We start from the raw sequence: 24,001 nt of genomic DNA on the forward strand, positions 1-24,001 counted from the left end.
TTTTTTTTGCACATAGAACAAGCTCAAATGCCTTACGCATTCACTCGCGATCGATATCCGGTTTTTTTGATCCCGATGGCACTTGCCTAGAAGTCTGTGACGGCCACACTGATGATAGCGCTTTGGCGTTCGTCTATGTTAATTAGTTGCCTATATTTCTGGGGTTTTGCAAAATTTGTGCGCTGTCGGTCGTCCTCAAACCGCAGACCGAGCGCGATTTTTTCCTAAAAGCTAGCCCGGCTTTTAAACTTCGCGGACAAAATTTTTGATTGTTTAGAATACAAGCTAAATGATGCGCTTGGGTAAGGATAGGTTTCATGACTGTAGCTGGCGATCGCTTGACAAATTTTCCTGAGTCTGAATGTGCCGGAGGACCTGACGGTATCAGTTGGGACTGGCAGAGTTCTGAAGGCTTGCCTTATCTGACTTGCAGCTTGCTTTCTCGCTGGTCTCACGGCTTTTTTACGCGCGATTTCTCGCCCCTGGGGCCGATCGATCTGACGGCAGTTCTCGAACCGGGAGCTAAAGTTTACCGACTCCAACAGGTACACGGCAATGCGGTAATCAAAACGAGTGATTTGTCCCCGGTTGTGGCTCCGGCCCCGGAAACCGCTGCCCCAAGCTATGCTGAGGCTGATGGCTTGGTTGCCGATCGAGAATTGGAGGCGCTGTGGGTTTGCTCGGCTGACTGCGTGCCGGTGCTGATTGCTGACGATCGCACGGGACTCGTTGCAGCAGTTCACGCGGGTTGGCGCGGGACTGCTGCTAAGATATTACCAGAGGCGATCGCTCAACTTGTGGCACAAGGCAGTCAACTAGAAAATCTGAAAATTGCTATGGGGCCGGCGATCGCTGGAGAGGTTTACCAGGTATCTGTGGAAGTAGCAGCGGAACTGGGAGCCACCATTGCTCCTAAGAGTGCCGTTAGTGCGACAGCCGACGGCATTCTAGAGTTTTTGCACCAACTCCCGGAAACGCCTGTATTAGCGGATCCAGAACCGGGAAAAGTACGCTTGGATGTTCGCCTCTGCAATGCTCTGCAATTGCAGCAGTTGGGAATCGATCTTTCTCAAGTGGCGATCGCTCCTTTCTGTACTTATTCTGACTCGGCTCGCTTTTTTTCCTACCGCCGCGATCGACTTAAAAAAGTCCAGTGGTCGGGAATTGTGAGTGCCTGCGGGAAAAGTCCCTTCTGAGGGCATTTGGCAGAAGGTAAAATTTTAGACGGCCAAGATAAAAATAAAAATCTTTGGATTCATTATTTTTTATTTACGAATGCCAAATGCCTTCTAGTTTCTATTTTCGTAAGGTTTGCTGGTTCCTGTTTTAAACCACCAAAAACTAGCAGCAAAACTTTTGGGAAAGCGGCCCAAGCCCCCGCCCCGCTTTCCTCTCTTGTTAAGATTGCTCTATAACGAGAGTCTTCAGCGGGTTATTACCATGAGTGAGCCAACTCCCTATCAACTGCTTGAAGTCGATGAAGATGCTTCCTTTGATGAAGTGCAAGAGGCCCGCACGCGCCTAGGTGAGCAGTACAGCGGTGACAAGAAACGTTTGGAATTGATCGAAGCAGCTTACGACGCGATCCTCATGGATCGCCTGCGGCAGCGACAGGAAGGTAAAATTAAAGTACCCGAACGCATCCGCTTTCCCGAACGGCTGACTCCGCCACCTCCAAGCTTTACTCCCTCTCCTCCTAGTGGCAGCCCAGCTTGGTTGCAGCGGCTAATCGATACTCCTAGTAAATCGGACATTTTGTGGCCGGCTGGGGTATATGTGGGGTTAGGCGGACTGAGTATTTATCCGGCGGCTAATGATGGTTTACTACAGTTGACTCTGGCTCTTGGGGTCGGCTCTTGTCTTTATTTTGTTAATCGCAAGGAACAAAAATTTGGTCGGGCTGTGCTGCTGACTGTGGCTGGCTTGGTTATAGGCTTGTTGCTGGGAGGCTTTTTGGGTTCTTTGGTCAGTCCGGCATTTATAACAACAGAGAAATTTATCGCTTTGTTTACGTTTTTAATTCTGTGGCTGGTCAGCGGTTTTCTGCGATAGTCAGCAGTCATTAGTCAGCAGTTATTAGTCAGCAGTTATTAGTCAGCCGCCAACCACTAATAACTGTGGGATCAAGACCTCCGACAAATAACCTCAGCTAACAATTAATAACTAATAACTAATGACTAATGACTAATGACTAATTTTTGCGACCTAAAATAATCTCGACTGCTTCGCTCAAATTGTTGGCAATTAAATCCGGTTGGTGCATTTCTAGTTGGGTACGATCGCGAATTCCGCACAAAACACCAATTACCTTGACACCGTGCGTTTTTGCTGCGATAATATCCGCCTCCGTATCGCCAACCATCCAAGTGTCAGAAGTCGGCGGCAGTTCGGCGAGAGCTTTTGCCATCAACAGCGGCTTATCTTTGACATCCCCGGTTTTAACGTAATCGTTGGGGAGGCAATAGCGGCGGTTTTCTGGGAAAAATTGCCCTAAATTGCAGCGGTTGAAGGCTTCATCTAGTTCCCTAACGCGGCGCATGGTCATCACCGCTAAGTCTACTCCAGCGCGCTGCACCTTTTGGAGGGTTTCCAGAGCGCCGGGCGCTGGTCGATCGTAAACCATGTAGGGTAGGGTGTGGACTGTTTGACGGCGTTTCTGAGCAAAATCGCGGGCTTGATCTGCATCTAATCCTGAGAGGATGCCAATTTCGGTTTCGGGAACCCGCGCGCGCTTCATGTCCCAAAACTCGGCTTTGGGGAGTTCGCGCACTGGTTGGTCCGAACGCTTAGTCTCGGCGAGACAATACTGGTAAACTCGGTAGTAGCGATCGGACACGTCCATGATCGGGCCGTCAAAGTCGGTAATAAGTCTCAGCATTTAGCAGAGTATTTTTAAGCTTTTATACAAATTCTTCGATACTATATCACTTAAAGTAACACTTTCTTTACAAAAATTGACACAAATACCCAGGGGAGGTAAGGTCTATAGGAATGGTGCTAATTAAAGGAAACATTTGAATTAAACTGTGCTACTTCTTAACTTTAGCGGTTGTCAGCCATATCGCGGAATTTAAAATTAAAATATGCCGCACAAATAGTGCAAACCGCTACGTATTGTTCATAAATCTCAACCTCAATAGAGGATGATTGTGACTGCGCTTTCTCAAAAAAAAATTGGCAAAATTAATATTTTGCCTCATTTTTAAAATAAGCAAAAAACTGCTTGGAGAATCCAAAGTGTACTGTTTGCATAAATTAGCCAGCGGTACCAGATGGTGACATCTGCCAGTATAAAAATTTATATGAGAAATAGCAGCCAAAAAACAACTAACTTTACCTGCTAATTTTTGAGATTGATGCTCTACAATAACGAGATGCTTCCAATATTAACTGTAGAGAGCAGCCCAAGAAGTATTAATATTCTTCTTTATAAGCTGTTATCCTTACGCAGGATTGAATACCTCACAGTCGATCGAGAACTTAAGATTCAAGAAATATCTTTGAAACTGCAAGAGTTTGCCGACATTCATGAGGAAGTAGGCGAAGGAAAAGACGTGCGCGATAGTTTTCCCGAACTGATTGGAATTGAAGAAATCCTTGAAGGTATTATTGAACAACGAGAGCAAGACTTTCAGTTAAAATCAATTACCAGAGTTCTCAAAGACGGCTCTTATTTATATCTAGATTTGTACATCTTTGGTTATCATGGAGAAGCCAATGCTGACAGATTGATTATTTTATGCGAAGATGTTACCGACAGCATTGCAGCTCAGCAAAGAATGGTTCAGGCTGCCAACGAAAACAGTATTAAAGTCGATTACTTAGCTGCGGCTGGCGATTATATTGACAAAATTATTAATTCCCTAGGCGATGTTTTGTTAGTAACAGCAAAGTCGGGAAAAATTAAAAAAGTGAATCAAGCTGCACAGCAATTATTTGGATATACCGAATCGGAATTAATCGGCCAATCCATATCCATGATTACCGCGGAGGAGGAATTGTTACGCAAAGTCAGCCAGCTACCTCCTGCACTTAAAAGCGAATATTGGCCTCAAGTAAAAGTAGCTTGCAAAACGAAAATAGGTTTAAAGGTGATTGTGGCGTTTTCATGCTCTACTTTCGAGACAAGCACAGGAAGCAAGTATGGAGATAGCGAGGTTATACAAAATTTTGTTTATATCGGCAAAGATATTACCAAGCAACAGCGCATAAAAAATTGTCAAGAAGCACAGTATGCTGTTACTCATATTCTGTCAGAATCAACTTCTCTAGATAGCGCAACTCCGAGAATTTTGCAAGCTATTTGCCAAAGTTTTGGCTGGGATATTGGCGAACTTTGGACGCCCATAGAGGGGGAGAAAGAAACTAGATTTGGTGCGGAAATAAAACGCGAAAAACAGCCGCTTTTGTGCCTGCCACTTTGCTGTCCGATCGAAGAAACTCCTGGTTGGCGGCGGGTGGTTGTTTGGCAGGCGGCGGAGGAAGTTAGCGAGTTTGCCGAAAACCACCAGCAGATTACTTTTGCTGCGGGTGAGGGTTTACCGGGAGCGGTTTCCAGTAGCGGTTCTCCGCAGTGGATTACTGATATTGTGGGCGATCGCAATTTCGTGCGATCGCGCTTGGCCGAGGAAGCCGGACTGCGATCGGGATTCGGTTTTCCCATTCACGCTAGGGGTCAAGTTGTAGGAGTAATGACTTTTTTTTGCCGGGAAGAACTGCCGCCGGATAAAGATTTACTTCAGATAATAGCTGTTGTAGGTTCTCAATTAGGGGAATTTGTCAAGCGCAAATATGCGGAGCAAGAATTGCAAGAAGCTCAAGCTTCAATCAGATTTTTGTACGAAGAAGAAAAACGCCAAAGTGAAGAATTAGCTCGGCAAAATTTAGCTTTAGAACAAGCAAAATTAGAATTAGAAGGAGCTAACAGGGAATTGCAGCGGCTCGCTTCTGTGGACGGATTGACTCAAATTCCCAACCGCCGCTGTTTTGACAAAAAATTAGAGTTAGAATGGCAGTGGATGGAGCGAGAACAAGAGTCGCTGTCTTTAATTTTGTGCGATATCGATTTTTTCAAACTTTACAACGATCGTTACGGGCATCAAGGAGGTGACGAATGTTTAACACAAGTGGCCCAGATTTTAGCTAGCAACGCTCAACGGGCAGGAGATTTAGCCGCCCGCTACGGCGGCGAAGAATTTGCGGTAATTTTGTCGCGAACTGATATGCAAGGAGCAATGCGGGTAGCTGAATCAATTCGCAGCGATTTGAAAGCTGCTGCAATTTTTCATGCTGCTTCCCAGGTAAGTAAGTTAATAACTCTTAGTATGGGTATCGCTACTACGGTACCTGCTGCTGGTTTATCGATCGAGGAGTTAATTGGACAGGCCGATCGAGCCCTGTATCGAGCTAAACTAGAAGGGCGCGATCGTATAGTTTGCCTAGAGTTGAAAAGAGAATTTCAGGGCCCGAAAGGAGTATTTTCTGATGATTGTGAGAGAAGCTAAAATCGCTGACGCACCTGCAATCGCACGGGTTAATCTAGATACTTGGCGGACAGCTTACCGAAAAATTGTACCCACAGATTACTTCGCGCAACTGTCCTATGAAAAAGCAGAAAGCCGCTGGCAAGAAATCCTGGCAAACGTCAAAAATACTGGGGTATTTGTCTGCGTTGCTGAGAATGACTCCGGACAAATTGTGGGTTTTGCGGCAGCTGGTGACGAGCGGACGGGCAAATATGTATATAAAGGAGAATTATTTGCCATCTATATTTTGGAGGAATATCAGCGTCAAGGAATTGGACGGCAACTCGTGAGAACAGTTGCAACAAAATTGGCAGAATTAAGTTTGAACTCGATGCTGGTTTGGGTACTAGGAGACAATTCAGCCTATAAATTTTATGAATTTTTAGGAGGTGAAAAAGTAGACGAACAGCAAACAAGTAGAGCCGGAGTTGCACTTAAAGAAATTGCCTACGGGTGGAAAGATATCGCATGGCTGATTAACAAGTCTGTATGACTTAAAAACTGGAAGTTTTGTCAATCATCTATCAAACTTCCCCTATTCATTTGTTCGCGTTCAATTGCCTCAAACAAAGCTCGAAAATTCCCCGCCCCAAAACCTCCAGCTTGCACCTGTTTGCCGTTCACTAAACTAACTCGGCGTTCAATAATCTCGAAAAAGAAAGTCGGTTCTGCAAAAATTGGCTGGGTAAAGATTTGCAGCAGCATCGCGGCGGGAGTATCTTCTTGCCAATCGGCTAAAACTTGACAAGCTGCAATTTCTTGCCAATCAGCAGGCAAATAGTTTTGCCGCTGCTGCAATTGGGAGTAGTATGTTGGAGGAACCGGCAGAAAAGGCAAACCGCACGATCGCAAATCGGCAACAACACCCACAATATTATTAGTTTGCAAAGCCATGTGCTGAATTCCCGGCCCCCGATTTGCGCTCAAAAACTCTTGAATTTGAGAATTAGCTGATGCCGGTTCATTAATCGGGAATTGCACCCCACCTTCAGTGTGTACCATAACTTGGCTCCGCAAAGCCGATTTCTCAGTCTGAATATCAAAATTTTGTTGCGGTTGAAAACCTAATATTTTTTGATACCAACTAACAGCACTTGATAAATCCCCAGATTCAACATTTAACACTACGTGGTCAATCCGGGTAAACAACTGCAGCTTATCCGAAGCCGATAGCAGTGAATGGCTACCAATTCGCTCCACGAGCGTATGGCTTAAATCTCCCCAACCCGCGATTTTTGCCCGCTTAAAATAGCCTCCTGCATTTAGGTCTTCTTGAATCGGTTCCAGGATTTTAGCGCCTTTAGCAGCCGCTCTAGCTACCGCTAATTCAATATTGTTTACCCGAAAACCCACATCGGCAATCCCTGGAGGATGAAACTTCAACCAACTAGCAGCCGGACTAGCGGGTGTCAGGGGTGAAGATAAAACAAAACATACATTGCCACTGCTGACAACTTCAGTGTGAGTGTGGCTGTTGGCATAACCTGCTGTTGATTGAAAGCCTAACTGGCTGACAAACCAGTCGCGGGATACTTTAGCGTTTTCAACGTAAAATTGAATGCGATCGAACTCCATAATCAATAATTGAAAATGGAAACTGAAAAATGGAAAATCTGCTGATTTTCAAGGCGAAATTGCAAGGGAGAGACTGAGTAATGGATATTTTTCATACTTTTTATTGCGCGCCCACTTAATAATAACCTAAAGATTGAATCTCTTAGCTCCCTCTGAAGGCAGAAATAAGCCGGCACTTAAAAAAAAACCGTGTCTGCGATAACTTAGCTTTGAGCGCTAGACCATCGCCGATAGGACTAAGGCAAAAAAATGGTTTGACGCACTACTAATATGGGTAAGGTGCGCGAACCCCTGCACCTACATAATTAAGTGCTGTACAAGTTCTCAAACCTAAAAATATCATAATTTTTCTTTCCTTCAGCTTCCGCTGCCTTCTGCCTTAAAATCACTCCTCAATCGCTAAAAGAACAAATGACTTTCTGGCTGAATATTAATCTCCATCGGCACAGCTTGCGGGTCAGCCGAAAGAGCAAACATAATCGCATTGGCTGCAGTGTCGGTAGTCAGCATTTTTGACCTGTCTACCTTCAAACTCACATTATCCCAAAACGGAGAATCCACCCCGCCAAAATAGAATAGCGTAAACTTAATACCGTAGCGCCGCAGCTCATCTGCCATGCACTTGCTGAAACCAACTACCCCAAACTTTGAAGCGCAATAAGCCGTTCCCATCGCCATCGAATGCTTGCCCAAAATCCCGATGACATTGCAAATGTGGCCGGATTTGCGCTCTTTCATCACATTCGCCGCTGCTTGAGACGTGTAAAAACTGCCTTTTAAGTTCAAGTCAAGCATTGCATCTAAATCAGCCGGTTCTAACTTGTTCCACTGCTTGAGAATTCCGGCACCGGCGGCGTTTACGAGGGCATCAATTTGTCCGAAATTCCCCTCAGCTTTGTGCATCAGCGTCTCGACTTGCGGTAAATCGGTGATATCTGTTGGTACGCACAGTACCTCTGCTGTCGAAAGTTCGCTAGCTAAAGCGTCTAATTTACTGCTGTCTCTGGCGGCGAGCACTAGCCTCGCACCCGCATCAGCGAGTTTGCGGGCTACCGCTGAACCGATGCCGCCAGTTGCACCCACCACAACCACTACTTTGTCCTGCATATCCCTTTACATTTCTTTACGTCCCGATTGTATGATAACTCAAGTTGCTAGTAATGGGGAGGTTGATATATTTTAATTTTTAATTAATGGAGGGAAACTTGCCAGCCTTTTTCGGCTTTTTTTAGCTGGAGAGAAGCGCAGGATTGCAAAAACTTAGTAAATTTTCTACCGAGATTAAAATCTTTAATTATTTGGGTAATTTGTTTGCCGTATTGTCGGTGAAATTCGCTGCCTACATTGGAGAGAAATACAGAATTGTCAGGAGAGTTGTCTGTTAAGTCACCAACTATTTTGACAAGAGCTCTTTCCAAGTCTTCCAGAGAATTAATATCTGTCAAAGTCGCAGGTGCTATCTGGTGGTTGTTGGTAATTTCTTGGCTAAGTATGGGCGGTGGGGGAGATAATCTTACTTCAAAAAGAGTGACATAAGTTTGAGAAGTTTCTGATGGTTTGTGGAGTACAAAATCGGTAGGATATTTGAGAAAGATATCCCTGGTTTTAGTACCTAGCAAATGATTGACAACAACTTGATTGAGGACTAAGCCGTAATTTTCCCTAAATAAAGCTGAAACAGTAGAAACTTTGATCCACTGAGTTGAGGTGCGCTTTTGCTCTTTTTTGATTAATTCTTTTAGTTGAATAACTAATTGTTCTAAAGGTGTAATTTCCGGTATGGTTACAAGCGAATGGGTTTCCATTTGTCCGGTTTTGCTGTTTAAAACTATGATTTTATCTATTTGTTTGCGGACTTGAAATACTGTTAGTCCGTGGGCTTGCAGTGTATTGCTGAGGTGAGTGAGGGCGCGATCGGACGAACAGACAAAAATCTCTTTGGCTGTGGGATAATGTACGAAAATCGATGCGCCGACTGTAGCCATTTTTAAGTCGGCGCTGTCTTTGCCGGGCGGGACGTGAATTAGTTGATAGCCGCGCTGGTGAAATTCGGCATCTTTTTTGCCCATGCTGCGCCAGTTGGCAAAGGCAACTTTGATTTGGATTGGATAGTGGCAAATTCCCTCTAGGAATTTTTCGGTTTCGACGGTGAGTTGCAAGTTTTCGACATCTAGCAGCAAGATAGCAATGCCGATTGGGAGCGAATTTGTTTGATGGGTGGTGGGAGTGGGAGGCTGTGACGAAACTGAGTTTTGTGATTTAGGCGTTGCTGTTTGAGATTGGGCTAGCTGCTGAATTTTGACCGATAATTTGCTGAATTGAGGTGAATTAACGAATTCTGGAACCAACAAAATTTGTAGGTATTTTTTCGCAGTCAGCAGCAGGGAATCTGTATCGCTGGCTACTGTGAAACTTTTTGTCAATTTTCCAATCAAAACTGACTGAAAATCAGGTTTGGCCCAGGGGGTTTTCCTGTATTTTTCAGTTATCCATTCGGGATGCTGTTCCTGAATGGTAATTAGGGTTTGAGCTATATAGCGACTGATGGCGCTGAATGCGAGAGATTCTTGAGTCGCCAGCAAGGGGGTTCGATCGGGCATGGCCCTCTACAATGCGGGATGCTGTTTCAATTTATCACAATTCTAGTTTCTGGCCGGGAGTCGGACGATCGCCCGCCAAATTAAACCGGCGGCAATTAATGCCAATCCTGTCAGCCAAATTTGCCTCTCCACCCAGAAAGCCAGAAACAGACAATTCCCCAAACCCACCCAAGCCAACCACTGCGGATAAAGCCTTTCGGCGGGGGAAAGTTGCAGCGCGGCGAGGTTGGTGATAGCGTAGTAAATCAAAACGCTAAAAGCGCTAAATGACCAAGTGGTTTTGACATCGCCGACGAGGATTAAAAGTGCGATCGTAACTTCGACAACCACCACAGCCACGTAGGGAGTTGTCCCCGAAGGATTCAGCCGCGCCAAGACTCTCGGCATATCCAACCGCCGCCCCATAGCCAGCCAGATGCGCGACAGCCCTAAAATTAAGTTCAACAAAACTCCCAACATAGCGGTAATTGCGCCGACGGCTAGCAGTTGAGAAACTCCTGGAATTGGGAAACTGCGGGCGATGACTTCCAGGGGTGCAACCGTACCACCTGGTTGTAAAGACAATTTATTGGCTCCCCCCGCGCCCGCGACAACTACTGCTACCCCGATGTAAAGCAGCATTGTCAGCACCAAAGTGAAAATTATGGCTTTGGGAATGGTTTCCCTCGGTTCCCGCACTTCCTCGCTCATTGTGGTGATGCGGGCGTAACCGCTATAAGCGACAAACATCAGGGCGGTGGCTTGGAGGATGGAGCCGATCGAGCTATTATTCTGTACGGTGGCCATTTCCCACCTTACCTCTGGCAAACCGACAGCAACAAACACCGCTAAGGATAAAAGTGTAACTGAGACTATGGCAGTATTGGCAATATTCGATCGCCTAATTCCCGTCAATACAATTAAAGTGAGAATGGCGAGGGCGACTAAAGCTGTTAGGATCAGGTAAGTGCGATCGGCTACACCAACTGCATTTAAAAAATACCCCGCAAAACCTAAAGCCGCAGTAGCCGCAGAAGCCGTTTTCGCCAACAGAAACATCCACCCGGCAGTAAAACCCAGCCAAGGATTGAGATATTTGTAGCCATACTCATAAGTACCGCCGCTAACAGGATGATTGGCCGCTAATTGAGCGCTGCTAAGGCCATTGCAAACAGCAACTAAAGCCGCAATACCTACAGCCAAAATCACTCCCGGCCCAGCAACTTTCGCAGCAATGCCGATACTCACAAATACTCCGGTACCGAGGATTGATCCCAGGCCCATGAGAGTTGCGCCGAAAACACCTAACTCTCGCTTCAGAAGAGGTAAAGACATATAGCCACAAATCGATGTGAAGAAAGAAATTCCCCCCAATGGTTTCAGCAATTAATAACGTCCACTGGAACCTTTAGAAACTTGGCGGTTGCCCTAACTATAGCAGGCAAGATGCCTGCTCCACAAAAATATTTGTCTAGTCTGTTGTGGAACAGGCATCTTGCCTGTTCTGAAAGAGGTTCAAGATGTAAGTATTAACCGAAACGGCCTTGAATGTAATCTCTCGTACTCGAATTGCCGGCAGAAGTAAAAATCTTACTTGTCGGTCCAAATTCCACCAGCCGGCCGATGCGACTTTCATCAGTATTAAAAAATGCAGTGTAATCAGAAACACGAGCTGCCTGCTGCATATTGTGCGTCACAATCACAACAGTTAACTGCTGGCGCAGAGTCTGAAATAATTCCTCAATCTTCATCGTTGAAATCGGATCTAGAGCAGAACAAGGTTCATCCATTAGCAAAATTTTTGGCTTTACTGCCAAAGCGCGAGCAATACAAAGCCGCTGCTGCTGTCCCCCCGAAATCCCCTGAGCGGATTTCTTCAAATCGTCTTTAACTTCATTCCAAAGCGCCGCACTTTTAAGTGCAGATTCTACAATTTCATCTAATTCTGCTTTGCTTTTGCGACCAAAAATTCTCACCCCGTAAGCAATATTATCGTATATGCTCAGCGGAAAAGGATTTGGTCTTTGAAACACCATCCCAATTTGGCGGCGCAAACTATTAATGTTTACTTTTGGGCTGTAAATATCCTGTCCAAAAAACTCTACTCTTCCTTTAATTTGAACTTTTCCCTCCAATTCACCAATCCGGTTGAGAGCTTTGAGAAAGGTAGATTTGCCGCAACCTGAAGGACCAATAATCGCCGTAATTTGCGGGTGAGGGATATTCATCGATAAATTTTCTAAGACTTTATGAGTTCCGTAATAAAAGCTCAAGTCCTGAATCCGCAGTGCTGGGATTGCATTGGGGTCTATTTCCGGGGTGGCATCATCTAGGAATTGAGCTGTATAGTTTTCGGAGTTCAAATTAGCTTTAGGTTTCATTATTTGGCTGGTTATATTGTTAATATTTGACTGAGAGATGCACTTTAGTTATTGAGTTATCGGTTTTGCAAGCGTTTCCGAGTTACTGTACGGGATGCGACGCTAGCGATCAAAACCATGCCCAAAAGGACCGAGGCAGCAGTCCACGCCAATTCGTTCTGCTCCTTGTAAGGAGAGCTGGCGTAGCTATATATTAATACCGACATAGAAGGAGTCGGAGTCAGCATTGTTTCGGGAACTTCTTTTAGTTTTGACATAGTTTCTGCACCTATCGGGGACTGCATTATCTCGCCCAATTTATCAACTAAAGGAGGCCAAAATTGACTCGACAAAGCCGTTACAATCAGCGGGGCGGTTTCACCGGCTGCCCGCGAAGCAGCTAGTAAAATACCTGTGGTAATTGTGGGAAGTGCTGAAGGTATGATAATGCGAAACATAGTTTGAAAGCGTCCGCCTCCCAAACCAGCAGAAGCGAGGCGGTAAGAAGTAGGCACTAATTTTAATGCTTGTTCTGTTGTCAGAGCAACAACTGGAAGCATGATGGTGCCGAGGGCAAAACCGCCTGCTAATGATGAAAATGCTTTGGTGGTAACGACAATTAGGGCGTAGGAAAAGACGCCAACTACGATCGAGGGAACGCTGCTGAGAATGACGGTGATAAAGCGAATACTATTAGCCATCGCTTTGTTTTCTCTACCAAACTCAGACAAAAATATTCCAGTCATTACGCCGATAGGCACGCTGATTAAGGTCGCAATTCCCACCATTAAAGCAGTGCCGATAATCGCATTGGCAAAGCCGTTCGGCTGGTCTTCAACTCCGACGGGTGCGGGCAAAGATACTAGCACTTCCCAGCTCAAATGTGTAAGTCCTTCCCCCAATATTTTGTACAAAATAGCGAACAAAGGGAGCAGGGCTAGAGCTGTCAGAGCGAAGGCGATAAGTGTCATTGCTCGGCTGAAAAGAGTTCGGCTTAGCGACAGGGGGTTGTTAATTTCTGCATCCAGAATACCGTCTAATTTTTGGGCTTGAGTCATGGAATTTTAGATGTTAGATTTTAGATCGATTCGGCGATTTATCAAGCTTGTTCTCAGGATGTTATACTTTTCTCTTTCTCCGTCTTGAGCGTGGGAAAGAATACATAAAAAGGCTTGTTACTCAATTAATTTCGAGCGTGTTAATTCTTAGATCCTTTGACGCCAATTAGCTGAACTAACAATACTGCGATCGCATTTACCAACAGAGTGATGACAAATAGAATTAGGGCTAAATACATCAAAGCGCCGATGTGCAGCGGTTCGAGAGCTTCTCGAAATTGACTTGCCAAAACCGCAGGAATTGAGTAGCTGGGAGCTAGCAGGGATTTGTTTATTTGAATCGAGTTGCCAATCACCATTGTTACGGCCATTGTTTCCCCTAAAGCGCGTCCTAATGCCAAGATTGTAGCACCTATAATTCCTGAACTAGCTGCTGGTAGTAACAGCTTAAATATTGTTTCCCAGCGGGTGGCACCAAGGGACATCGAAGCACTTCGCAAATCGACTGGAACTGACATCAATACATCGCGGCTGATGGCGGCTACGGTGGGCAGAATCATAATCGATAAAAGGATTCCAGCGGGCAGCATTCCGGGGCCTAAAGGTTCGCTGCTGAACAGGGGAAACCAACTGAAATTATCGAATAATGACTGCTGCAAAGGCAACAAAAAGGGAATCAAAACAAAGATTCCCCAAAGGCCAACTATTACGCTGGGAATAGCCGATATTAATTCAACCATGAATCCTAAGGGCGATCGCACCCAGACGGGTAAGAAGTTCTCGCTAGTAACTATAGCTACTGACAGCCCTAAAGGAAGTGCGATGATTATGCCGATCGCAGAACTAATTACAGTACCGTAAATAAACGGCAAAGCCCCAAACTGCAACTCGCCGATATCCCACTTGGGATTCCACAAGAAGGAGAGTCCAAATTTGCTAATAGCAGGCCAAGCATCTTTAAAAATTACCGCACTCATCCAAAACAACGTACCCGCTGTCGCTAGGGCAAAACCCCATACAAATAATGTAAATCCTGACTCCATCCATAAACCTTCACCAGTAGTATCTGTCAAATCTACTTCTGTGTTTATTTCTGCCGGTTGCCGAGTCTGTTTTTTCAGTTTTTTTGAAAGATTGGTCATACCGGAATTATTATTGCGTAAAAAGTGAAATATTTGCTGGAAAACAAGTAATTCTAATGGCAGCGCACCTGGTTTGTAGGGTGCGCACAGCGCACCTTACACAGTAAATCTAGCGCACATCAACCTGATAATTTATGAGTTTTGAGTCCTGCATTTAACTCATCAACTCATAACCCCGTGCAATCGCCCAAATTAACCTCTGGCAACCACACTCTGATTAACTGTTTGAACCACCTTTTGAGCTGTAGCTGAAGGAATTGTAGTATACTCTAGCTGTTTGTTGATACCTTGACCTGTAGTCATCACCCAATTAACCATCTTTTTAATAGCCTCTGCTTTCGCAGCAGGATACTGTTTGTAAATTAACAGCCAAGTCAAGCCAACAATCGGATAACCGTCGTTAGGATTTCCTTCTACTAAACGGAAGTCTGCGGGGAATGTTTCCCCTGCTAAAGCTTTCTCTGCTTCAGCCAAACTAGGATCTACAAACCTACCAGCTTTATTTTGAAGAAATGCTGTTTGGAGATTGTTTTGCCGAGCATAAGTATCTTGAACGTAGCCGATCGCACCCGCTGTATTCTTCACCAAAGCAGCTACGCCGGGGTTTCCTTGACCGCTGACAGGGCTTCCAGGCCAACTCGGCTGAGCGGCTGCTTTGACGCTGCTGCCGATCGCCTGCAAGTGGTTAGCAAAAATAAAGGTTGTACCGCTGCTGTCTGCCCGTACAGCTACTCGAATCGCAGTATTTGGCAAGTTTTTAGCTTGTCCTGAAATTCCCGCTATTTTAGGATCGTTCCAGCGGGTAATTTTACCTTCAAATATGCCTTTCATCGCATCATTATTTAGCCTCAGATTGGTCACTCCGGGTAAGTTGTAGACAACTGCAACAGCGCCGCCAGCAGTCGGAACCGCCATGACACCGCGCTTTACTTCGGCTATTTGCGCTGCCGTCATCAGCGCGTCGCTGCCTGCGAAATCAACAGTGCCTGAAATTAATGCTTTGATACCAGCACCGCTGCCAGTTCCTTCGTAATTTACAGTAATTTGATTTGCACTTCTCATCTGAGAGAAGTAGCGATCGTAAAGAGGTTTGGGGAAAGTGGCTCCCGAACCGTTTAGTGTGACAGCAGCTACAGCAGAACTAATCAAAGTCAGCGAGAATGCTGCTACTGCTAGTACCACTATAAAACCACGTCGCCAACGTGCAGTGAAAAAATTCATACTCCTCCTCTCCTTTAATAGCAGGCTTTGCAAATCTCCTCCATAGGATAGACTGAAATCCGCCAAGAAAGGGATAGCTTATAATAAGCTTTTTTTAAATTTTGATTAATAGTAGATTAAATAACAATAGAATAAGCTTTGTTTAAATTATGGTTAAGAGTATTGCAAATAAAAATTAGTTAAAGTCAATTTGTTATCGACCGTATAAATACCAAGTCCTAGCGTAACGATAATAAAAGAAATTTATTTAGCGATCGCCCGATTGCCCCCACCCCGCACTCCATCCCCCGATCGCCGCATAATAGTAGGGACACTTAACATTTCTTTAACAACAATGGCAAGAGACTTGCGGGGATTCCTAAAACTGCTCGAAGAACGGGGACAACTGCGCCGGATTAGCGCCTTAGTCGATTCCGACCTCGAAATTGCCGAAATTTCCAATCAAATGCTGCAAAAAGGCGGCCCCGGACTGCTGTTTGAAAACGTCAAAGGGGCAGATTTCCCCGTCGCAATCAACCTGTTGGGTACGGAACAGCGCGTTTGCTGGGCGATGAACATGGAAAAGCCGATCGAACTAGAAGAGCTCGGCAAAAAACTGGGAATGCTGCAACAGCCAAAACCGCCGAAAAAGATTTCCCAAGCGATAGAATTCGGCAAAGTGCTGTTTGACGTAGTGAAAGCCAAACCCGGCCGCGACTTTTTCCCAGCTTGTCAGCAAGTGGTAATTGAGGGAGAAGGGCTGGATTTGAACAAAATCCCGATGATTCGCCCTTATCCGGGAGATGCGGGCAAAATTATCACCTTAGGTTTGGTAATTACCAAAGATTGCGAAACGGGTACGCCGAATGTGGGGGTTTATCGGTTGCAGTTGCAGTCAAAAAATACGATGACTGTACATTGGTTATCGGTGCGGGGGGGCGCGCGACACTTGCGGAAAGCGGCGCAGGCTGGTAAAAAATTGGAAATTGCGATCGCCCTTGGAGTCGATCCCCTGATTATTCTCGCCGCAGCAACCCCAATTCCTGTAGATTTATCGGAATGGTTATTTGCGGGACTTTACGGCGGTTCCGGCGTGCAGTTGGCCAAGTGCAAAACCGTAGATTTAGAAGTACCGGCGGACTCGGAAATCGTGTTAGAAGGAACGATTACGCCGGGGGAAGTTCTGCCCGACGGGCCCTTCGGGGATCACATGGGTTATTACGGCGGCGTGGAAGATTCGCCGCTGGTTCGATTCAACTGCATGACGCACCGCAAAGACCCGATTTATCTGACGACATTTAGCGGGCGGCCGCCGAAAGAAGAAGCAATGATGGCGATCGCGCTTAACCGTATTTATACGCCTATTTTGCGGCAGCAAGTATCGGAAATTGTCGATTTCTTCTTACCGATGGAAGCGCTGAGTTATAAGGCGGCAATTATCTCGATTGATAAAGCATATCCCGGTCAAGCGCGCCGGGCTGCTTTAGCATTTTGGAGTGCTTTACCGCAGTTTACTTACACTAAGTTTGTGATTGTTGTCGATAAAAGTATCAACATTCGCGACCCGCGTCAAGTAGTGTGGGCAATTAGTTCTAAAGTCGATCCGGTTCGGGATGTATTTATTCTGCCGAATACGCCCTTTGATACGTTAGATTTTGCCAGTGAAAAGATTGGTTTGGGAGGCAGAATGGGGATTGATGCTACTACGAAGATGCCGCCGGAAACGGATCACGAGTGGGGGGAAGTTTTGGAGTCCGATCCGGATGTGGCGGCGATGGTAGAAAGGCGTTGGGCTGAGTATGGTTTGGCTGATTTGAATTTGGGAGAAGTCGATCCTAATTTGTTTGGATATGAGATGAAGTAGGGGAATCAACCGTAAAATCTGAGATGTCGCACATCCTCGATCGACCTGTAGGTGCGGGTTTTTCCAACCCTTTGTGACACAGATAGACAATCTCAAAAACCCGCCCCCACCCAACGAAAAATCGCAATTTACCTCTTGTTAATGCGATCGAGACTCATGCACTCCGACAAAGAAACCGGGTTTTATATCGAGTCTTTGCCCTGTAACGAAGTATTCTGGAAAAAACCCGGTTTCTGGGCCCCATGCGTAAGTTTTGTAGGAAATTGGCAACAATCGCTCTAGCAGCAACAGCTACTCCGTCTCCCGAAGTCGCTTAAGCATTGCTTGCGTTGTTGGATGCTGGGACAGTTGTGAATCTTGACCCGTTGATATCGCCTTCTGGAGACAAGCAATGAAATTTCTCCTAGCAGTTTGGGTGTTGGGATGATTTTCTCCCAATCGGTTCCAAAAAATTTCTAATGCTCTGAGGTAAAGCGGTTCCGCCTCCGCGTAGCGTCCCGTTGACTCGTCGTACAGCCGTGCCAGATTGTTCAAACTCTCAGCCGTATGGGGATGGTCGGCTCCGAGCTGTTGCTCCCTGATTGAGAGCGATCGCACATACAAGGGTTCCGCCTCCGCGTAGCATCCCATTGACTCGTCGTACAGCGCTGCCAGATTGTTCAAACTCTGAGCCGTATGGGGATGGTCGGCTCCGAGCTGTTGCTCGCAGATTGAAAGCGATCGCACATACAAGGGTTCCGCCTCCGCGTAGCGTCCCATTGACTTATACAGCACTGCCAGATTGTTCAAACTCATTGCCGTATCGGGATGGTCGGCTCCGAGCTGTTGCTCCCTGATTGAGAGCGATCGCGCGGACAAAGGTTCCGCCTCCGCGTAGCGTCGCATTGACTGGTACAGCCCTGCCAGATTGTTCAAACTACTTGCGGTATCGGGATGGTCGGCTCCGAGCTGTTGCTCCCTGATTGAGAGCGATCGCACAAACAAAGGTTCCGCCTCCGCGTAGCGTCCCGTTGACTTGTACAGCTCTGCCAGATTGTTCAAACTCATTGCCGTAGAGGGATGGTCGGCTCCGAGCTGTTGCTCAATGATTAAGAGCGATCGCACGAACAAGGGTTCCGCCTCCGCGTAGCGTCCCGTCAACTCGTACAGCCCTGCCAGATTGTTCAAACTCATTGCCGTAGAGGGATGGTCGGCTCCGCAGCGTTGCTCAGTCATCTGGAGGCAAGCTGTCAACCGCTTCTCCGCTTCTGCCCACAAACTCTGTCCCTGAGCAACCCGCGCTAAGCCTGTGGAAGACCACGTAGCATCAGTGCTATTTTCCAGCAAATGCGACCATTGCTCCGCCACCACCTCCAAATGGGGCAGCGCCTCCTTCACCCGTTCCTGCACCTCCAGCGTCACAGTCTGCGGAATCGTCTTCGCCACCGCTGTCAGCACCACCGCAAAGCTTCTCCGCAAATTCTCAGCATCAGCGCGTCCCGGCAATTTTGCCGCAAAAAATTCCCGAATCAAAGCATGAAGTTGATACTGCTTTTGCTCCACCCGCCCCAGCAAACTCAATTCCACTAAACGCCGCCGACTCTGGCTCAAAACCCGATCGTCCAGTAGCAAATACCACTGCTGGGGTGCTTGCACCTTTCCCCACACCACCAACAATTTCTTCAGCCAGTTTTGCTTTGGCGCTTCTACTCTACAAACTACGACCACTGACTCGACCAACTGCCAAGGCATGGGAGCCAAAGCAAACACACTCAGCAATACCGCCAACTGCTGTTCGGCAGCATTTAACTGCACCCAACTTAACTCAAAAGCCGCCGCTACAGGAGTCAGCACCTCATCCTGCAACAGCTTTTGCTGCAACTGTGTCAATAACTCTGCTACCGACACATCTGGCTCTACCTTGAGAAAGGTTGCCACCAGTTCAATCCCCAAGGGCAAATACTCCAACCAAGCACACAATTTCTCAGCAACAATCTGTTCCTGAACAATGCGAGTCTCTGCCTGACTAACTTCATACAGTAACTTAAAAGCATCCAAGGGTCTGAGCTTCTTTAAATCCAATCGCTGCAAGGTTTTTTCTTCCAGTCGCTCTCGCGCAGTCAGCAACACCTTAAAGCGGGGATTTCTAGGCAGCAACCGCTGCACCGCCCGGTAATCGTTGACATCATCCAATACCAGCAGAGCATTGCCAGAGGTTTTTTTTGCCCACTCTTCGTAGCAAAATTGCAACCGTTCCTCCAGATTGTCGAGAGTATCCGGCGGCTGAATTCCCATTCGCAGCGCTTTCTGCAACACCTGCGGCGCTAAATCTATTTCCCGCACAAACAGCCACCAAATCCCTGCTGGATAGGTGTTGTGTTCGCGGTGAAATGTTGCATACTGCCATGCCAATTCTGTCTTGCCGATGCCGCCCATTCCCGACGCAGCGGCAATCGCAACGCGGCTCCCATCCTGCAACAATCCGTGCAATTGCTGCATCTCCTCATCCCGTCCGACAAAGTTTTTTGAACCGAGTTCGGAGGGAATATCGTATAGTTGGTAAAAACTTGTGAAACCTGGATTAAGTGTTTTTCTCTCCAGGTCTAGGGCTTTTTTGCTAATACCTTAATCAATTTCCGAAACGTTTTCCGAAACGTTGGGCAATGCTGCTGGAAAAAATTCTCTGTATCCAATTCTGCCTCGTAGGAAATTCCCACAAACGGCGGAATGCTTGAGATTACGACTTTAAGTTTCGCCGCCGCTGTCGCTCCCGGTTGGTTTACCTTGTCCCGAATCTCCTGCAAAATCTGAAGCCCTTCATCTGAATACTGTCCCTGCACTTCAATTTGTCCAACTTCTTCGACAATCTCGGCAACAATAATCTCAGCCTCATGTTCGGGAATTTCCACCGTTTGCGTTTGCTGAGCGACAACCTGCCAATCCTCCTCTTCCTGCTCCCTAATCTCCTTGCGTAGCTGTCGGATTTGCTGTTTAATTCGGATCTTTTCTTCTTGCGGTGCTAAATTTAGAGCCTTCTGCTTGCCCACTAATTGCTCTTGCAGCAATTCAAAGTTTTCTTCTATGTCAGACAGACGATTAATTGGCATTGATATAACTCCGGCAGACTGAACAACTCCTGACTTTAGTCTACAGCCGGAAAATTCCAATATACGCAAGTATCGTGTAAAAAGTGCTAACGCAAGAGCCCTCGTTTACGCACAATCAGTTTACTGTTCCAAAATCTCGACTAAATCTTCGATCGCAATATCGAAGGCACGAGCCATCTTGTCCAAAGCTGTGTAGTCAACAGTTGCCATACCTGGAGAACTGGCATAGGTGGCGATCGTAGTGTATGGAATACCCGTTCTGTTGGAGACTTCCCTAAGAGTCCAACCCTTCTCTTGAGCAAGTTCTCGAACTCGCAGTCTAATTCGTCCCATTCCGCCCTTGACAATTACGACTACTCGTAATTTAATGAATATACAATTAATAGCGATCGCCCTCGGACCTGAGAAATCTAGAGCGATCGCCTTTCATTCACCACCCACAAAAGTGGGAAGGATTTTCCTATGATACCAAAACAATCGACATATCGCGATCGACTTCAACCTTGGCATCTAATTCGCCACCTCCCCAACTGTCAGCGGTTAACAGTCGCCCGTTTCGTCCGCCGCCCCGATGCCGAATCTTACCTAAATGCACTGCGCCGCTTAATGCCCGCAGTCCCGCATACAATTGTTTTCGTAAATGCGGTGTCTGTCTTAGATGAAAATAGCGTTCCAATTGAAACACAATTGCCGATAGAAGTTTAACCGTTAACAAGTGCGATCGCCCTTCCACAAATAGGAATTATTCTATTTGGCAGGAAGTGCGATCGACCCTAATTTCCCCAAAAAAATGTTGCTAAACTATAAATAGACTTGAGTCAAGGAGTCACATCAATGCCATCTCCCTTTCCTGGTATGGACCCGTATTTAGAGCATCCCGAACTCTGGCCCGCCCTACACCACTGGCTAATTATTGAAATTGCCAGGTTTTTATCTCCCCAACTGCGTCCTAAGTATTTAGTGTCGGTGGAAGTGAGAATGTATGAAACTGCTGATGAAGATTTATCAATTGGCATTCCCGATGTAAACATAATACAGTCGCAAATAGCAACAGAAACACCAGCATCAAACCTAGCAGTTGCAGCACCGCCCACACAACCAATAACAGTAACTCTTCCCCTGCCCTACCAGGTTCGGGAAGGCTATTTAGAAATTAGAGAAAGGGCAACCAAAGAATTAATAACAGTTATTGAAATCCTATCGCCTACTAATAAGCGCAGAGGCAAAGGGCGACAAATGTACGAAGAAAAGCGAGAAGAAATTTTATTCAGTCGCACTCATTTAATTGAAATAGATTTATTGCGGCGCGGTCAAAAAATGCCAGTTATTGGCAATGACATTGAAAGCCACTATAGCGTTTTGGTGTGTCGGGGAAATCGCCGTCCCAGAGCAGATTTGTATGCTTTTAACCTGCAAAACCCGCTGCCTGCCTTTCCTTTACCGCTGCGATCGGGCGATACCGAACCTATAATCAATTTGCAGGAATTATTCACTCAAATTTACGACATAGCAAGTTACGACCTGAAGATAGATTATCGCAACTGGGAAGTCATACCACCGCTGTCAGAAACCGATACAATTTGGGCAGATGCTTGGTTGCGCGATCGAGGATTGCGAGATTAATTTGGGCTGCAGCCCAAATCTTGTTCAATACTCTATTTATTTCTTAGTCTGCGGAGGCCGACTTCGTTTGACTTGCAGAGTGATTTCCCTCGCAGAATGACTTAAGTCTCAAATTGCTTGAGGACTAAACATCTTGGCTTTGCATCAACCTCTGCTTCAAACGCGCCGGATCTCCCCGATCGACCACTTCGCCCTTTTCCAACAAAAAAGCCCCATCGCAGTAATTCAACTCATCCAAACGGTGAGTCACCCACAAAGCTGTAATCCCGCGATTTTTCACCAACCGCTGCACCGCCGCCACCAAATCCAACTGAGAATCAGGATCTAACAAAGCCGTCGGTTCGTCCAACAGCAGAATTTCGCAGTGACGGGCGATCGCCCCAGCCAGAGCAATTCGCTGCTTCTGACCGCCACTCAAAGCATAAATCGGCCGCCGCTGCAAATCCAGCAAATTCACAGCCTCCAAAGCCTCCGCCACCCTCTCCCGCACCTGAACGTTAGAAAGCTTTTCCTCCACCAAACCAAAAGCTACATCCGCACCAACCGTCGGCATCACCAATTGGTGATCCGGGTTTTGGAACACAAAACCCACCCGCCCGCCGAGGTCAATTTCCCCCGACTGGGGGTGCAGCAGCCCAGCCATCAGCCTCAACAGCGTAGACTTGCCGCTGCCGTTAGTGCCCAAAAGCATCCAAAACTCGCCCTTCGGTACATCCAGAGAGCAACCTTGCAACACTCGATCGCCCGACGGCCAGCAAAAACCCAAATCCCGCACAGAAACGGCTGACTGGCTCATATCGGCACCAACACCCCCAGCCCTCATTCTGCTGTCATCGAGACAAAGCCAGGGGATCTGCCTGTAGATGACGCCCCCGATTTCTGAGAAACCACCACCCCAGAAATCTCGCTGCTGAGTACAGCCACCTTTTTCTCAGGATTTTTCTCGCAGGTGAGTTCCAAAATTTGCGGTTGGGAGTTGCGAATCGCCGCCAGCACCTGCTGGTAAACAGTCTCAGCGTCCTCCTCCAACTTCCGCTGCACCGACAGCGAGACGGGCGTATTCTTCACAATGATGTCAATGCTGAACATATAGTCTTAAAAACCTAAGTTTGGAGCTCTATCCTCAGTATATATATAGGACTTACCCACGGAAACCCAGTTTCTTAGAAAAATCAGAGGTTGAGGCCGATATATCTCCCAAGCCACCGGGCTTCTGACGCAAAGCGCAGAGACTCCTATATAGTAGAAGTTCCCCAATGTAGGGCAAAGACTTCGGGGACTTCGAGGCTTTCGGGGACTTCGGAGAAGTCCAAGGTCACAAGTCGGAAATTTTTTAATAAAAACTTGCTCTTGTAAAGAATTACCTCTATAATCGTCAATACGGTAAAGAAAAGTAAAGTCTGTTCATAATCCCACTCGTTTTCTGCTAAGCAGAGGCAACGGTGGAAGACTCATGACTAGATACAAATCCGTTGTAATTATATCCATTTGGAGATTTGCGTAAATGACAATCGCAGTCGGACGCGCCCAGACCGAAAGAGGCATATTTGATGTCCTCGACGACTGGCTCAAACGCGATCGCTTCGTCTTCGTAGGCTGGTCTGGCATCCTGCTATTCCCCTGCGCCTACCTAGCCATCGGTGGCTGGTTAACAGGCACCACCTTCGTCACATCCTGGTACACCCACGGTTTGGCAAGTTCCTACCTCGAAGGAGCCAACTTCCTCACCGTAGCAGTCTCCACCCCAGCCAACAGCCTCGGACACTCCCTGCTGTTCCTGTGGGGCCCCGAAGCACAGTGGGACTTCACCCGCTGGTTCCAACTCGGCGGGCTGTGGACATTCGTCGCCCTCCACGGCGCCTTCGCACTGATCGGCTTTTGCCTGCGTCAGATTGAAATCGCCCGTTTAGTCGGCATCCGTCCCTACAACGCCCTAGCATTCACCGGCCCCATCGCCGTGTTTGTGTCGGTGTTCCTGCTTTACCCCTT

Annotated in this window: 21 protein-coding genes and 1 pseudogene; 8 read left to right on the top strand and 14 right to left on the bottom strand. The window is 46.8% G+C overall.

The features are described from left to right. Nucleotides 1–317: 317 nt before the first annotated feature. A complete protein-coding gene (gene pgeF, locus QUA45_RS11960; protein ID WP_333099420.1) occupies nt 318–1,196 on the top strand; it encodes a peptidoglycan editing factor PgeF in 879 nt (292 codons plus the stop codon). 244 nt (nt 1,197–1,440) lie between these two features. Beyond that, the gene (locus QUA45_RS11965) at nt 1,441–2,052 is read left to right on the top strand and encodes a CPP1-like family protein (protein WP_333067066.1); all 612 of its coding nucleotides are present in this window, start codon (nt 1,441–1,443) and stop codon (nt 2,050–2,052) included. Nucleotides 2,053–2,191: 139 nt separating this feature from the next. Here the strand turns inward: QUA45_RS11965 and QUA45_RS11970 are convergent, their stop codons facing one another. Continuing rightward, nucleotides 2,192–2,878 carry an HAD family hydrolase gene (locus QUA45_RS11970; RefSeq protein WP_333099418.1) on the bottom strand — a complete coding sequence of 229 codons (687 nt, stop codon included), beginning with the start codon at nt 2,876–2,878 and terminating at the stop codon, nt 2,192–2,194. Between the two features lie 496 nt (nt 2,879–3,374). On the opposite strand from QUA45_RS11970, the gene QUA45_RS11975 reads away from it, so the two are divergent. Next, nucleotides 3,375–5,504, top strand: coding sequence for a diguanylate cyclase domain-containing protein (locus QUA45_RS11975; RefSeq protein ID WP_333099417.1), 2,130 nt, complete (start codon nt 3,375–3,377; stop codon nt 5,502–5,504). Next, nucleotides 5,485–6,018, top strand: coding sequence for a GNAT family N-acetyltransferase (locus QUA45_RS11980; RefSeq protein WP_333220842.1), 534 nt, complete (start codon nt 5,485–5,487; stop codon nt 6,016–6,018). Before QUA45_RS11975 ends, QUA45_RS11980 begins: the two co-directional genes overlap by 20 nt. A gap of 20 nt (nt 6,019–6,038) precedes the next feature. On the opposite strand, the gene hppD is transcribed toward QUA45_RS11980, so the two are convergent. From hppD to pstS, 8 genes are all read right to left on the bottom strand, one after another. Then, nucleotides 6,039–7,100 carry a 4-hydroxyphenylpyruvate dioxygenase gene (gene hppD, locus QUA45_RS11985; protein ID WP_333099414.1) on the bottom strand — a complete coding sequence of 354 codons (1,062 nt, stop codon included), beginning with the start codon at nt 7,098–7,100 and terminating at the stop codon, nt 6,039–6,041. Between the two features lie 399 nt (nt 7,101–7,499). After that, a complete protein-coding gene (locus QUA45_RS11990; RefSeq protein ID WP_333099413.1) occupies nt 7,500–8,207 on the bottom strand; it encodes an SDR family oxidoreductase in 708 nt (235 codons plus the stop codon). Nucleotides 8,208–8,290: 83 nt separating this feature from the next. Then, nucleotides 8,291–9,700, bottom strand: coding sequence for an NYN domain-containing protein (locus QUA45_RS11995; protein ID WP_333099411.1), 1,410 nt, complete (start codon nt 9,698–9,700; stop codon nt 8,291–8,293). 42 nt (nt 9,701–9,742) lie between these two features. Further along, nucleotides 9,743–11,014 (bottom strand): APC family permease, encoded by a 1,272-nt coding sequence (locus QUA45_RS12000; protein WP_333220843.1) that lies wholly within the window; start codon nt 11,012–11,014, stop codon nt 9,743–9,745. A 194-nt stretch (nt 11,015–11,208) separates the two neighbouring features. After that, a complete protein-coding gene (pstB, locus tag QUA45_RS12005; protein WP_333220845.1) occupies nt 11,209–12,060 on the bottom strand; it encodes a phosphate ABC transporter ATP-binding protein PstB in 852 nt (283 codons plus the stop codon). A 56-nt stretch (nt 12,061–12,116) separates the two neighbouring features. Beyond that, complete coding sequence (gene pstA / locus QUA45_RS12010) at nt 12,117–13,097, bottom strand: phosphate ABC transporter permease PstA (protein WP_333220847.1); 981 nt, start codon at nt 13,095–13,097, stop codon at nt 12,117–12,119. A gap of 140 nt (nt 13,098–13,237) precedes the next feature. After that, on the bottom strand, nt 13,238–14,239 hold the full coding sequence (gene pstC / locus QUA45_RS12015) for a phosphate ABC transporter permease subunit PstC (protein WP_333220849.1): 1,002 nt from the start codon (nt 14,237–14,239) through the stop codon (nt 13,238–13,240). A gap of 192 nt (nt 14,240–14,431) precedes the next feature. Beyond that, nucleotides 14,432–15,460, bottom strand: coding sequence for a phosphate ABC transporter substrate-binding protein PstS (gene pstS / locus QUA45_RS12020; RefSeq protein ID WP_333220850.1), 1,029 nt, complete (start codon nt 15,458–15,460; stop codon nt 14,432–14,434). A 334-nt stretch (nt 15,461–15,794) separates the two neighbouring features. On the opposite strand from pstS, the gene QUA45_RS12025 reads away from it, so the two are divergent. Next, entirely contained in the window at nt 15,795–17,303 is a 1,509-nt protein-coding gene (locus tag QUA45_RS12025; RefSeq protein WP_333220856.1) for a UbiD family decarboxylase, read from the top strand. A gap of 291 nt (nt 17,304–17,594) precedes the next feature. On the opposite strand, the gene QUA45_RS12030 is transcribed toward QUA45_RS12025, so the two are convergent. From QUA45_RS12030 to QUA45_RS12040, 3 genes are all read right to left on the bottom strand, one after another. Next, complete coding sequence (locus QUA45_RS12030) at nt 17,595–19,781, bottom strand: tetratricopeptide repeat protein (protein WP_333220852.1); 2,187 nt, start codon at nt 19,779–19,781, stop codon at nt 17,595–17,597. 104 nt (nt 19,782–19,885) lie between these two features. Next, nucleotides 19,886–20,389, bottom strand: a complete 504-nt coding sequence (locus QUA45_RS12035) for a hypothetical protein (RefSeq protein ID WP_333099403.1) — start codon at nt 20,387–20,389, stop codon at nt 19,886–19,888. Nucleotides 20,390–20,509: 120 nt separating this feature from the next. Continuing rightward, entirely contained in the window at nt 20,510–20,722 is a 213-nt protein-coding gene (locus QUA45_RS12040) for a helix-turn-helix domain-containing protein (RefSeq protein WP_172192515.1), read from the bottom strand. Nucleotides 20,723–20,851: 129 nt separating this feature from the next. Between QUA45_RS12040 and QUA45_RS12045 the strand changes: the two genes are divergently transcribed. Further along, the gene (locus QUA45_RS12045) at nt 20,852–21,094 is read left to right on the top strand and encodes a hypothetical protein (RefSeq protein WP_333099401.1); all 243 of its coding nucleotides are present in this window, start codon (nt 20,852–20,854) and stop codon (nt 21,092–21,094) included. Nucleotides 21,095–21,223: 129 nt separating this feature from the next. Next, nucleotides 21,224–22,012, top strand: coding sequence for a DUF4058 family protein (locus tag QUA45_RS12050; protein WP_333099400.1), 789 nt, complete (start codon nt 21,224–21,226; stop codon nt 22,010–22,012). Between the two features lie 124 nt (nt 22,013–22,136). On the opposite strand, the gene QUA45_RS12055 is transcribed toward QUA45_RS12050, so the two are convergent. After that, a complete protein-coding gene (locus tag QUA45_RS12055; RefSeq protein ID WP_333099399.1) occupies nt 22,137–22,808 on the bottom strand; it encodes an ABC transporter ATP-binding protein in 672 nt (223 codons plus the stop codon). A 23-nt stretch (nt 22,809–22,831) separates the two neighbouring features. Beyond that, nucleotides 22,832–23,101 (bottom strand): hypothetical protein, encoded by a 270-nt coding sequence (locus QUA45_RS12060; protein ID WP_190663726.1) that lies wholly within the window; start codon nt 23,099–23,101, stop codon nt 22,832–22,834. A 415-nt stretch (nt 23,102–23,516) separates the two neighbouring features. Between QUA45_RS12060 and QUA45_RS12065 the strand changes: the two are divergent. Continuing rightward, nucleotides 23,517–24,001, top strand: a pseudogene (locus tag QUA45_RS12065) (photosystem II D2 protein (photosystem q(a) protein)); the annotation flags it as partial.

Source organism: Microcoleus sp. Pol12A5 (genome assembly GCF_036701435.1).
In the GTDB taxonomy this organism is placed as follows: domain Bacteria; phylum Cyanobacteriota; class Cyanobacteriia; order Cyanobacteriales; family Microcoleaceae; genus Microcoleus.